Origin of the sequence: Nonomuraea sp. NPDC051191 (assembly GCF_044455665.1) — a bacterium.
Classification (GTDB): domain Bacteria; phylum Actinomycetota; class Actinomycetes; order Streptosporangiales; family Streptosporangiaceae; genus Nonomuraea.
Genome location: NZ_JBITEZ010000004.1, coordinates 433570 through 445525, shown reverse-complemented (window position 1 = coordinate 445525; position 11956 = coordinate 433570). Strand labels below are relative to the sequence as shown.

13 protein-coding genes are annotated in these 11956 nt (G+C 70.6%); all 13 read right to left on the bottom strand.

Annotation, left to right across the window (positions count from 1 at the left end; genetic code table 11):
• Positions 1–5: 5 nt before the first annotated feature.
• The 13 genes from ACIA8R_RS13840 to ACIA8R_RS13780 all read right to left on the bottom strand — a co-directional run bounded on the left by ACIA8R_RS13840 (position 6) and on the right by ACIA8R_RS13780 (position 11878).
• Positions 6–1325 carry a PhoH family protein gene (locus ACIA8R_RS13840; protein WP_357704071.1) on the bottom strand — a complete coding sequence of 440 codons (1320 nt, stop codon included), beginning with the start codon at positions 1323–1325 and terminating at the stop codon, positions 6–8.
• A 207-nt stretch (positions 1326–1532) separates the two neighbouring features.
• Positions 1533–2294 carry an isoprenyl transferase gene (locus tag ACIA8R_RS13835; protein ID WP_357704070.1) on the bottom strand — a complete coding sequence of 254 codons (762 nt, stop codon included), beginning with the start codon at positions 2292–2294 and terminating at the stop codon, positions 1533–1535.
• A 55-nt stretch (positions 2295–2349) separates the two neighbouring features.
• Complete coding sequence (locus ACIA8R_RS13830; RefSeq protein ID WP_357704068.1) at positions 2350–2898, bottom strand: hypothetical protein; 549 nt, start codon at positions 2896–2898, stop codon at positions 2350–2352.
• Positions 2899–2923: 25 nt separating this feature from the next.
• Positions 2924–3751, bottom strand: a complete 828-nt coding sequence (locus tag ACIA8R_RS13825; protein WP_397038496.1) for an amidohydrolase family protein — start codon at positions 3749–3751, stop codon at positions 2924–2926.
• A gap of 27 nt (positions 3752–3778) precedes the next feature.
• Positions 3779–4657 (bottom strand): hypothetical protein, encoded by an 879-nt coding sequence (locus tag ACIA8R_RS13820; protein ID WP_397038494.1) that lies wholly within the window; start codon positions 4655–4657, stop codon positions 3779–3781.
• A gap of 35 nt (positions 4658–4692) precedes the next feature.
• Positions 4693–5046, bottom strand: a complete 354-nt coding sequence (locus ACIA8R_RS13815) for a hypothetical protein (RefSeq protein ID WP_397038492.1) — start codon at positions 5044–5046, stop codon at positions 4693–4695.
• Positions 5039–5884, bottom strand: coding sequence for a DUF692 domain-containing protein (locus ACIA8R_RS13810; protein ID WP_397038490.1), 846 nt, complete (start codon positions 5882–5884; stop codon positions 5039–5041). The genes ACIA8R_RS13815 and ACIA8R_RS13810 overlap by 8 nt, the downstream gene beginning before the upstream one ends.
• A 1-nt stretch (position 5885) precedes the next feature.
• Positions 5886–6830, bottom strand: coding sequence for a TIGR04222 domain-containing membrane protein (locus ACIA8R_RS13805; protein ID WP_397038489.1), 945 nt, complete (start codon positions 6828–6830; stop codon positions 5886–5888).
• Between the two features lie 130 nt (positions 6831–6960).
• Entirely contained in the window at positions 6961–8754 is a 1794-nt protein-coding gene (locus tag ACIA8R_RS13800) for a phosphoenolpyruvate carboxykinase (GTP) (RefSeq protein WP_397038487.1), read from the bottom strand.
• Positions 8755–9003: 249 nt separating this feature from the next.
• Positions 9004–9525, bottom strand: coding sequence for a hypothetical protein (locus ACIA8R_RS13795; protein ID WP_357704054.1), 522 nt, complete (start codon positions 9523–9525; stop codon positions 9004–9006).
• A gap of 68 nt (positions 9526–9593) precedes the next feature.
• The gene (locus ACIA8R_RS13790) at positions 9594–10760 is read right to left on the bottom strand and encodes a C40 family peptidase (protein ID WP_357704052.1); all 1167 of its coding nucleotides are present in this window, start codon (positions 10758–10760) and stop codon (positions 9594–9596) included.
• An 86-nt stretch (positions 10761–10846) separates the two neighbouring features.
• Positions 10847–11347, bottom strand: coding sequence for a transcription elongation factor GreA (gene greA / locus ACIA8R_RS13785; protein ID WP_352323258.1), 501 nt, complete (start codon positions 11345–11347; stop codon positions 10847–10849).
• Positions 11348–11455: 108 nt separating this feature from the next.
• A complete protein-coding gene (locus tag ACIA8R_RS13780) occupies positions 11456–11878 on the bottom strand; it encodes a DUF4307 domain-containing protein (protein WP_357704049.1) in 423 nt (140 codons plus the stop codon).
• Positions 11879–11956: the final 78 nt, after the last annotated feature.

The window sequence follows — 11956 nt, the reverse complement described above, 5'->3', positions numbered from 1 at the left end:
GCGCCTCACATCGTGATGTCCTCCAGCATCTCCGTCACCAGGGCGGCGATCGGGGACCGCTCGGACCTGGTGAGCGTGACGTGCGCGAAGAGCGGGTGGCCCTTCAGCTTCTCCACCACCGCCACCACGCCGTCGTGCCGGCCGACCCGCAGGTTGTCGCGCTGGGCGACGTCGTGCGTGAGCACCACCCGGGAGTTGGCGCCGATCCGGCTCAGCACCGTGAGCAGCACCCCGCGCTCCAGCGACTGGGCCTCGTCCACGATCACGAACGCGTCGTGCAGCGACCGGCCGCGGATGTGCGTGAGCGGGAGCACCTCCAGCATGCCCCGGTCGAGCACCTCGTCGATCACCTCGGGCGAGGTGATCGCGCCGAGCGTGTCGTAGACCGCCTGCGCCCACGGGCCCATCTTCTCGCCCTCGGTGCCCGGCAGGTAGCCGAGCTCCTGGCCGCCGACGGCGTACAGGGGGCGGAAGACGACCACCTTGCGGTGCTGGCGGCGCTCCAGGACCGCCTCCAGACCGGCGCAGAGCGCCAGCGCCGACTTGCCGGTGCCGGCCCTGCCGCCCAGCGAGACGATCCCGATCTCGGGGTCCATCAGCAGGTCCAGCGCGATGCGCTGCTCGGCCGAGCGGCCGTGCAGGCCGAAGACCTCGCGGTCGCCGCGGACCAGGCGTACGGACTTGTCCGGCGCCACCCTGCCGAGCGCCGATCCCTTGGCCGACAGCAGCCGCAGGCCGGTGTGCGCCGGCAGTTCGCGGCCCTCCTCCAGGTCGGCCACGCCCTTGTCGAAGAGCGTCTCGACGTCCTCGGCCGTCACCTGCAGCTCGGCCATCCCGGTCCAGCCGGACTCGACGACCAGCTCGGCGCGGTACTCCTCGGCCACCAGGCCGATCGAGGCCGCCTTGACCCGCATGGGCAGGTCTTTGGAGACCAGGACGACGTCGCAGCCCTCGGCCGCGAGCGAGCGCGCGACGGTCAGGATGCGCGTGTCGTTGTCGCCCAGGCGGAACCCGACGGGCAGAATGGACGGATCGCTGTGGTTGAGCTCAACCCTGATCGTTCCATCCCCAGTCGGCATCGGCTCGTCGAGCCTGCCGTGCTGAACCCGCAGGTCGTCGAGGTAGCGCAGGGCTTTCCTCGCGAAGTAGCCGAGCTCGGGATGGTGCCGCTTACCTTCCAGCTCCGTGATGACCACGATGGGAAGGACGACGTCGTGCTCGGCGAAGCGCGTCAATGCCGCCGGGTCGGCCAGCAACACCGAGGTGTCGAGCACGTACGTGCGCTTGGCCGGCTGGTGAGTAGGGTTGCTCGAGGACACTGCCACACGTTCTCCCCCGGGCGCCCATAGGTGCGGGCACCCTGCAGACGAGGTGGGAACCGGACCGGACCCGCGTCCCCGACCGCAACCTGCCGGCGGAGCCGGACTCCGGCCCCCCTCAGCAGATTTCGGTGCAAAGGCGGGCCCTCTCCGGGATGCCCGGCCTGTGGCCGGACACTTCCAACGTTACGTCCTGGATACCCGAATGTCGCATCAAGAACCGTAACGCCGGTGTCTCGCAGCGTAATCGCGCAGCGCCCGCAGGAAATCGACCCTGCGGAAGTCCGGCCAGTAAGCCTCATGGAAGTAGAACTCTGAGTGAGCGCTCTGCCACAACATGAATCCGGACAGACGCTGCTCGCCCGACGTACGGATGAGGAGGTCCGGGTCGGGTTGGCCGCGAGTGTAGAGATGCTCCGCGATGTGTTCGACATCGAGGACCTCCACGAGGTCCTCGATGCTGGCGCCCTTACTCGCATGCTCCTGGAGGAGTGAGCGCACCGCATCGGCAATCTCACGTCTTCCTCCATACCCAACTGCAACGTTCACAATCAGGCCCGGACGGTGTGATGACGCTTCTTTTGCGTTTTTTAGGACATTGGCCGTCCGGGCCGGGAGGAGGTCCAGCGCGCCCACCGGGCTGATCCGCCAGCCCGCGTCCACGAGCTCCTGGACCACGTCCTCGATGATGTGCAGCAGCGGCTCCAGCTCCTCGCGCGGCCGGTTGAGGTTGTCGTTGGACAACATCCAGACGGTGACGACCTCGACGCCCGTCTCGCGGCACCAGCCGAGCAGCTCCGATATCTTGTCCGCGCCCTTGCGGTGGCCGGTGGCCACGTCGCGCATGCCCATGGCGCGCGCCCAGCGGCGGTTGCCGTCGATGATGACCCCGACATGCCGGGGAACGCTGTCCTTGGACAGCTTGGTCTCCAGCCTGTGTTCGTACAGCCGGTAGACCAGGTCGCGCAGGCCCACGGAGTGCCTCCCCAGCGGTGCTGTGCCTTTGGTCGAATGACCCAACAGGCAATTATCACCGCGTTTCGCCCGTGCCTGCTCCCGCAATCGGATTCCTGGCGAGATCTCTTCCGCCGAGGCACCCTTCGGCCTCATGGACCAGTTCACGGACAAACTCGGACAATTCAGCCGACGTCAGGACCGCCCGCATGCCCACGCCGGTGGCCCCCCACGCCTCGACGTAGGCCCGGCGGGTCAGCCGCCACTGGGCGGGCGCGGGCTGCCAGATGGGGATGGTGCGCAGCTGGCAGCGCAGCTCGCCGCCGCCCACCAGCCCCGACCGGGTGCGGTAGCGGAAGGAGAACAGCTCGCTCTCCGGCTCCTCGTCGGGGAAGCGGTCGTCGGGGTCGTTCCACCGCCTGGCCGCCCCCCTTCCCTGCCGCGCCTCGTCGACCCCGCGCGCCAGGCGCGCGAGCAGCCAGCCGCACCGCTCCCCCACGCTGCCGTACGGCGTGCCGTCGCGATGGAGCTCAAGGGTGATCTCGTACGGCGTGCCGACGGTGTCCGTGCACGCGACGGGCGTGACGGTCAGGTATGACCCATCGACACAGCGTAGTCCCCCCACGCCCTTCCCCGTTTCCGGCCCTAACTCAGCTAAACCCGTAGAAACCTCTGGCTGTGTCCCCGAGGACCAGGTCCCGATCGGTTCCGCCGAGCAGCGCGCCGGTGACCTCCCAGACCGTCCGGTAGTCGGCCGCCTGCAGGGCCACCGGCCAGTCGCTCCCGGCCATCAGGCGCTCCGGGCCGAACAGCTCGACGGCGTGCTCCACGTACGGCCGCAGGTCCTCCACCGTCCAGTTCTGGTGGTCGGCCTCGGTGACCAGGCCGGAGACCTTGGCGTACACGTTGGGGAAGCGGGCCGCGCGGGCCAGCCCACCGGCCCACGGCTCCCACTCGTGGTCCCTGATGCGCGGCTTGGACAGGTGGTCGACGACGATCCTCAGGGACGGATGCCGCCCGGCCAGCGTGACCACGTGGTCGAGGTGCCGGGGCAGGAGCGAGACCACGTCGAACGTCAGGCCGGCCGCCGCGAGCAGGCCGAGCGACTCCAGCACCTCGTCGCGGACCAGCCAGTCGGGGTCGGGCTCCTCGTGGATCAGGTGCCGGACGCCACGGAACTTCGCATTCCCGGCGTACCGGGCGATGGCCTCGGCGGCCTCGTCCGGGCGGAGCAGCGGGATCCATCCGACCACCGCGCCGACGAAGTCGTGGGCGTCGGCCAGGGCCAGCAGGGCGTCGGTCTCGGCGCAGGAGTCGGCGGCCTGCACCAGCACCGTACGGTCCACGCCGGCCCGCTCCAGCTCGGGAGCCAGGTCGTGCGGCGCGTAGGTCCGGTAGAGCACGCCCGCCTCGGGGGTGAGCCAGGGGTAGTCGCCGGCTTCGAGGTCCCAGAAATGCTGGTGCGCATCGACAATCACCCCCCAAACCTAGGATGTCTGGATATTTCAGAGCAAGGGGTGCCAGCCGTGCTCACGCCAGCCCGGCGGCTGGTGCCACTCCGTCCACCCGAAGCCGGTGACGCCGTCGTCGGACTCCAGCTCGCACATCGCCCTCGGGAACTCGGCCACCGCCCCCTCGGGCGACACCAGGGTCACCGGGGCGAACGCGACCGGCCGCACGGTCACCGCACGGCCGGGGAAGCTCAGCAGCGTCTCCGCCGGACGGTCGCCGTCGAACCGGGTGCCGGACGTGAAGCCCCCGGCATGCTCGATCTCGCCGCCGGGCGGCACCGTGAACGCCGGCCACGGCAGCGGCATGCCCAGGTTGACCTGCGTGCCGTGCAGGTGGGTGCCGTCGGCGAGGCGGCCGCTGCTCCACGTCCAGGAGATCGACCACCAGTCCCTGACGCCCCAGCTGTGGTCGCGTTCGCCGTGGCCGTGGAAGGGCCGGCCGTCGACCGTCCCGGTCACCTCGCAGGGGACCTCGTAACGGGGGGTGAGCTGGTAGCCGTACACGCCGCCGCGGGTCTGCCATTCGAGGTCGAGCGCCAGGTCCGGGGCGGTCAGGCGCAGCCGTGCGGTCCGGAGGGGGTCGGTCGCGGCCAGGTCCGCCTCGTAGGCGCCGGAGGCCATCGCCAGGCCGGTCGGCGGGGCCTCGTGGTCGGTGATCTCCACCAGGCCGCCGCCGCGCCGGACGAGCCGGACCCAGAACCAGGTGCGTTTCCAGTTCGGATAGAGCCCGATGCGGACGTATCCGCCCAGCTCGCCGTCGTCGGAGACGAAGTCGAGGTAGTAGGACTCGTTCCACAGCGGGTCGTCGCCCGGCTCGTGGAGCTGCTCGTCCTGCTCGCCGAGGGGCCAGTCGCCCATGTTGACGATCCGCACGCCGTACCGCCTCCCAAGCGCTTGCTACGAGCAGCTTAGCCGCGATCCCGGCGGAACAGGCGGCTCCACAGACGGGGTTTCCCGTCCGGCAGGAGACCGCGGGCGCGCAGCCAGGCGGCGAAGTCGTCGGCGTCGGCCCGGTAACCGGGCGGCGGGACGGCGCGGGCGGCCGCGTAGGCGGCGAACTCCGCGGCCAGGGCGGGCCCCGCGGCACGGGCGGCGTCCGGGCGGAGCCTGGCCACCACGCCGCGCCGCTTGGCCATCAGGGCGGCCGCCTGCACCCCGAGCCGTCCGGCGTCGAAGCCCTCGGGCGGGTCCGCCCCGGCCACCAGGCTCGCGACGACCCGGCCCTGGGCCTGCGCCAGCCGCGCCCGCGCCTGCTCACTCATCTCGTCCGCCCACGGGCTGCCCGGCCCGGACCGTCGCGGCCCGGATCCGCGCCAGCTCCCCGGCCAGCACGGCGTCGCTCGGGTAGTCGTCGTCCCACTCCAGCAGGACGCCGGGCGGCGCGGTCCGGGCGCACAGCTCGGCCAGCAGGTCCAGCACCGGCGGCGGCACGGCCGCGGCATGCGTGTCGTGCCAGATCCCGTGGTGCTCGTGACCGCCGGCCACGTGCACGTACGCCAGATGCGCCAGCGGCAGCGTGTCCAGCGCCTCCACGGCCGACAGTCCCAGGTTGACCTGGTTGGTGTACAGATTGGCCACGTCCACCAGCAGCCCGACCCCCGTACGTTCCACGACCTCGGCCAGGAACCGGGCCTCGGTCAGCTCGTCGTCCGGCCAGCCGAAGATCGCGGCCACGTTCTCCAGCGCCAGCGGCACGGGCAGCGCCTCCTGGGCCAGCCGCACGTTCTCCACGACGATCTCCAGCGACTCCCGCGTACGCGGCACGGGAAGCAGGTGCCCCGCCTCCACGCCGCCCCCGCGGACGAACGCCAGGTGCTCGCTGACCAGCGGCGCGTCCAGGGCCAGCGCGCAGGCCGCGAGACGGGCGAGCCGGTCCGGGTCCGGCCGCTCGGCGCCGCCGACGCCCAGCGAGACGCCATGCGGGATCACCGGCACGCCCCTGGCACGCAGCAGGCGCAGCGACTCGGGCAGGTCGCCGGGGTCGATGTTCTCGGCGACCACCTCGACGAACCCGACGCCCGCCAACCGTTCGACCGTCAGGTCGAGCTCCGGCCGCCAGCCGATGCCCACCCCCAGGTCCGGCACGCCCAGGTCCGGCATGTCAGCTCCCCCCGCCGCCGCAGCCGCCGCCTCCGCAGCCGCCGCCTCCGCAGCCGCTCCCGCCACCGCAGCCGCTCCCGCCGCCGCATCCCGGCGTGCCGCAACCACCGCCGTGCCCGCCGGGGCTCTGCGACTGGACGTGGCCGCCCGCGCCGCTGCGCCGCCGTCCGGGCAGCAGCGTCAGGTCGGGGGAACCGTTGATCGCCAGGGTCAGGTTGGCGTCGTTCAGCTCGCCGAGGCCGTACAGCGCGACGGCCACCGGGCCGCCGGACGTGCCCGGCGGGTGGTCCAGCTTGGCCCGGTCGAGCGCGGCCTGCCCGGAAGCGGTCAGGTCGGTCGGGAACGAGCGCCTGTGTCCGGCGATGGCGGTCGGCGCGACCACGACCGTCCCTGCCAGGACGCCGAGCGCGGCCAGCGGAAGCGCGGACGTGCCCTCGACGGCCACCGACAGCGCCTCCACGGCCGCCCCGGCGAGGGCCAGCACCGCCAGCACCCGTAACCGGACGATCAGCCGGTCGACCTGGGTGAAGGAGCCGGTGGGGTGGATCGCGCCGATCCTGCCCAGCCGGTGCCGGAGCTCGTCCAGGGTGGCGCTCTGGCTCACGCTGTGCCTGATCGTGCTGGCCCAGCCTCCGGGGGAGCGCTGGACCTCGTCCAGGACGGCGTCCTCGACCGGCTCGCCGGTGCTCCGGGCGCCGGCCACCTGGTGCACCCGTCCGTCGCGGGACACGCGTACGACCCCCGACGCGGCCAGCAGCCCGACGGCGGCCTCGGCGACGCGCCGCGAACCGCCCGCCATGAAGGCCAGCTCGTAGGGGCCGAGATCGCGCAGGCGGGGTTCGGAAGCCGCGCCCCGGATGGCGGCATGCTCACGCCGGACCGCCAGAACGGTGACGCCCGCCGTCACCGCCAGCGCCACCGCGAGGATGAGAAGGAACAGATCCATACGCCCTCCCCTCGTGCGACCCGTCGGGCCGCGTACCGGGAAGACGTATAAGGAAGGCATAAAGGTTCCGGGCGATCAGGACGCCCGCGCGCGGTGCGGCGGCCAGCACCGCCGCACCGCGGGCGCCCGCTCAGCCGAGCCGGTCGAGCAGGGCGTCGTACTCGTCCCACAACTGCTTCGGCAGGCGGTCGCCGAACTTCTCGAAGTGGGCCGGGATCAGGGCCGCCTCCTCGCGCCACACGTCGCGGTCGACCGACAGCAGCGTGCGCAGGTCCTCCTCGGCCAGGTCGAGGCCCTCGGTGTCGAGCTCGGCGGGCAGCAGGCCGATCGGCGTGGGGTTCGCCCCGGCCTCGCCGTTGAGGCGGTCGACGATCCACTTGAGCACGCGGCTGTTCTCGCCGAAGCCGGGCCAGATGAACCTGCCCTCGTCGTTCTTCCTGAACCAGTTGACGTAGTAGATGCGCGGCAGCTTCGCGCCCTTGACCCGGCCGATGTCGAGCCAGTGGCCGAAGTAGTCGCCCATGTTGTAGCCGCAGAACGGCAGCATGGCGAACGGGTCGTAGCGCAGCTCGCCCACCTTGCCCTCGGCCGCGGCGGTCTTCTCGGAGGCGACGTTGGCTCCGAGGAAGACGCCGTGCTCCCAGCTCAGCGACTCCGTGACCAGCGGCACGGCCGTGGCGCGGCGGCCGCCGAACAGGATCGCCGAGATGGGCACGCCCTTGGGGTCCTGCCACTCCGGTGCGATGGTCGGGCACTGGGAGGCGGGGGTGGTGAAGCGGGCGTTCGGGTGGGCGGCGGGCTCGTCGCTGTCGGGCGTCCAGGAGCGGCCCTTCCAGTCGGTCAGGTGCGCCGGAGGCTCCTCGGTGAGCCCCTCCCACCACACGTCCCCGTCGTCGGTCAGGGCGACGTTGGTGAAGATGCTGTTGCCCCAGAGGGTCTTGATCGCGTTGGCGTTGGTCACCTGGCCGGTGCCGGGCGCGACGCCGAAGAAGCCGGCCTCCGGGTTGATGGCGTGCAGGCGGCCGTCGTCGCCGAAGCGCATCCAGGCGATGTCGTCGCCGATCGTCTCGACCTTCCAGCCCGGGATCGTGGGCTGGAGCATGGCGAGGTTCGTCTTCCCGCACGCGCTCGGGAAGGCGGCCGCGACGTAGCGGGTCTCGCCGGTGGGCGGTGTGAGCTTGAGGATGAGCATGTGCTCGGCCAGCCAGCCCTCGTCGCGGGCCATGACGCTGGCGATGCGCAGCGCGTAGCACTTCTTGCCGAGCAGGGCGTTGCCGCCGTAGCCGGAGCCGTAGGACCAGATCTCGCGGGTCTCGGGGAAGTGGCTGATGTACTTGGTGGAGCTGCACGGCCAGGCCACGTCGGACTGCCCCGGCCGCAGCGGGGCGCCGACGGAGTGGACGGCCTTGACGAAGCCGCCCCGCTGCTCGATCAGGCGCAGGGCCCGTTCGCCCATGCGGGTCATGATCCGCATGGACACGGCCACGTACGCGGAGTCGGTGATCTCGACGCCGAGCTGCGAGATCTCGCCGCCGAGCGGGCCCATGCAGAACGGGACGACGTACATGGTGCGTCCGCGCATGCAGCCCGCGAAGAGCTCGGAGAAGGTCTTCCGCATCTGCGCTGGAGCGATCCAGTTGTTGGTCGGACCCGCGTCCTCCTCGCGCTCGGAGCAGATGTAGGTGCGGTCCTCGACCCGGGCCACGTCGCTGGGGTCGGACTTGGCGTAGAAGCTGTTCGGGCGCGCGGCGAGCCGGGTGAGCGTCCCCTGCTCGACGAGGAGGTTGGTCAGGCGCGTCCACTCCTCCTCCGAACCGTCGCACCACTCGATCCGGTCGGGCTGGGTCAGGGCTGCGATCTCGTTCACCCACGCGACCAATTCGCGATTGCTCGTCGGCGCGGGCACTTCCACGGAAACGGACACGACTGTGACTCCTCCACTCTCTCAGGGCCCAGACATCATTAACGACGAAGGCGCATGAAGGCCAATTGGCATAGACCTATTGGCGCGACCGTCGTCGCAGGCAGCGGCCCTGACGATCCGAGGAGCCTACCCAAGGCTCGGCGATTTAAAAGAGGAATTTCCGGGGGGTGGTCCAGGCCAATTCCGGTGGTCTAAACCAATTACCGCAGTGGTTTAGTCCAATTTCCCGAGCTGTTTACGCCGGTCTTCTCAGGAATTGACGTCGGGACCCGCGCTGCGCACTCTGTCGACATGCTGGAGCGCGTCGCGCAGCTCGGCCAGCCAGGCGTCGGTGTTCTTGCCGACCAGGCGGACGCACCAGGCCAGCGCGTCGCTGCGGCTCCTGGCCACGCCGGCGGCCACCAGCGTGTCGAGCACCTGACGCTCCGACTGACGCAGTCGCGTCATGACGGGGACGGAAAGTGTGGTGAACATCACAGTCTCTCCCCCGCACCGCACGCCCCAGGAGACCTTCTGGCGGAAGCGGCGCTCGGCCTCGCGGGCGATCTCGATGCGCCGCTCGCGGGTCTCCTCACGGAACCTGCGGGCCAGCCCTTCGATGAGGGCGAGCCGCTCGGCCTCGGGGGTGTCGGCGGGCGGATCGGGCAGCGTGCCGAGCACCGCGATCTCCTCGCGGTCGCGGACGATCTCGGGGGCCCCGGTGAACCACCCGTCGGGGAGCCGGCCGGTGAACCAGCCGCGGACCTGTGCGCCCATCTCATCTGTTGACATGTAATCACGATTACACAGTTGCGCGCGAAATGCACGAGCGGAACTCCGGGTTTCGCTCAAGGGTGGGCTCAGCGCACGCGGGCGGCCACGACCGGGCTGACCCGGACGACGCCGGCCAGGTTCCGCGTGCTCAGCGGGGAGATCTTGACGACGTCACCGGTGCGGGGCGCCTGCAGCACCTTCCCGTTGCCCCAGTAGATCGCCACATGCGAGATGTAGGCCGGGTTCGTCGGGTCGTTGCGCCAGAAGATCAGATCGCCGGGTTGCGCCTGGGCCAGCGGCACCTGCGGCCCGGCCACCCACTGCTGGTGCGTCACCCGCGGCATCCGTACGCCCGCCTGCCCGTACGCCCACTGCACCAGCCCCGAGCAGTCGAACGTGTTCGGCCCCTCGGCCCCCCACACGTACGGCCGGCCCAGCTTGGACACAGCGGCCTTCAGCGCCGCCGTGAGCTGCTCCACGGTCATGAACGACCCGGACGGCCAGCTCTTCGGGGTGTCGATCCTGGCCCGCGGCTGGACGGGGTTGACGGTGGCCACCTGCGTGCCCTTGGGCATCGCGGCGAGGATGGCCCTGCGTAACGCGTCGGAGTTCGTGCCGGGGGCGCTGACGATGAGCGCGTTGTCGCGCGGCAGGCGCAGCCGTCGCCCGGTCTCCTTGGACACGACCGCGTCGACCGCGCCGAACCCGGTGGTGGCGTACGCGCCGATCCGCAGCGGCCCGGCCGGCCCGCTCACACGGCTGTGCAGCGCGAGCCCGCCGTCGTTGCCGAGCACGAACGAGACCGCCACGTCGCCGGAGGCCACGTTCTGCCACAGGGCGTCGGAGGAGGCCGTCACCTTGGGGGTGTAGGCCCGGAACGTGGACGGGTTCACCGCGAGCGTCTGGACCCGCTTGCCGTCGAGCGAGATCGAGGCCGCGTCGGCCAGCTCAAGGGCCCGTACGCCGCGCAGCCTGGCGACCTTGCGCAGCAGTTCCTGGGTGAACGGCTTGCGGGTGAGCACGAAGAGGTTGGGTTTGCGCAGCTTGCCCAGCGGTGTCACCGGCTGGTCGGGACGGGCCTGGGCCATGAGCGTCTGCTTCGGAACCGGCCGCGCCCGCACCACCTCGGCCGGCGCGGCCTGCTCCTCGCCCGTCTGGACCAGCACCAGCACGTCGGTGGTCAGCACGGCCACCAGCATCACCACGATGAAGGGGATCAGCCTGGATAAGTCCCGCCGCTTCCGCGTCTTCACCAGAAAGCTGAGATCCTGCGCGATTCCGGACGAACGCGAAAACGCCGCCGGGCCGACGTGGGCCCGGCGGTCAGGATCTGCGGGGGTCAGTTGCCGATGTACGGCACAGCCTCAAGGATCTCGACGGTGTTCTGGCGGCCGTTGGGCATCGAGTACGTCGCCTTCTCACCGATCTTCTTGCCGTTGATCGCCGAGCCGAGGGGCGACTTGGGCGAGTAGACGTCGATCGGAGCGCCGCTCTCCTCACGAGAGGCGAGCAGGAAGGTGACCTCGTCGTCGTCGCCGACGAACCGGATCGTCACGGTCATGCCGGGGCCGACCACGCCTTCGGTCTTGGGGGCCTCGCCCACCTTGGCGTTGTCGAGGATCTGGCGGAGGTGGAAGATCCGGGCCTCCATCTTGCCCTGCTCGTCCTTGGCGGCGTGGTAGCCGCCGTTCTCCTTCAGGTCGCCCTCTTCACGGGCGGCTTCGATCTTCTTGGCGATGTCGACGCGCCCGGGGCCAGAGAGATATTCGTACTCCGCCTTCAGGCGGTCGTACGCCTCCTGCGTCAGCCATGTGACGTTCTCATCGCGAGAGTCGGCCACGGGTTCTCCTTGCTTGCCTAGGGGGCCCTGAGATCACTTGAGGTTGCGGATGGTTGAATTGCGAAAGGCTAACAACTCAACCGACCGGACGCTTCCCCAAATGTCTCACTATACGAGATTGCAGTACTGGATGTGGACGGTAGTGGCCTGACCGCTGGTGTCGAGGCTCTCCTTGAGCTGCTTACTACCCGCACCAGCCGGGATTCTTACTTCCTTGCTACCGACTTCCGCGTGGTAGACGTCCAGTGCCCTGATCCGGCAGACGGCCACTCTATCGTCGGGCTTGTAGACCTCGAAGGTGATCTCCGCGCGCCCGGGCGCGTCGATGCTGAACGACACGACCTGCGCCGGGGCCTCCGAGCCGCCGCCGGCCGTCATCGACCACATCACCCAGCCCCAGCCGCCGGCGACGATGGCCACCAGCACGCCGATCACGACATGCACGACCAGCCGGCCGCCTCTCCTGGGACGGTCGGGGAAGTCGTCGGGTGTGCCGAGAACGGGTCCGTTCCCGACATCTTCGGTGACCATGGCGGAATCTCCCTGCACTCCCTGAGCGTTATCCGAGACAATTGTCGCCCGCGGGGGGCGTGCCCTCGCGACCGCCCA

Excerpts from the sequence above, each read along its gene's own strand:
- ACIA8R_RS13815 (WP_397038492.1), bottom strand. The coding sequence starts at position 5,046 with ATGAGTGAGCAGGCGCGGGCGCGGCTGGCGCAGGCCCAGGGCCGGGTC.
- ACIA8R_RS13810 (WP_397038490.1), bottom strand. The coding sequence starts at position 5,884 with ATGCCGGACCTGGGCGTGCCGGACCTGGGGGTGGGCATCGGCTGGCGG.
- ACIA8R_RS13805 (WP_397038489.1), bottom strand. The coding sequence starts at position 6,830 with ATGGATCTGTTCCTTCTCATCCTCGCGGTGGCGCTGGCGGTGACGGCG.
- ACIA8R_RS13795 (WP_357704054.1), bottom strand. The coding sequence starts at position 9,525 with ATGTCAACAGATGAGATGGGCGCACAGGTCCGCGGCTGGTTCACCGGC.
- ACIA8R_RS13780 (WP_357704049.1), bottom strand. The coding sequence starts at position 11,878 with ATGGTCACCGAAGATGTCGGGAACGGACCCGTTCTCGGCACACCCGAC.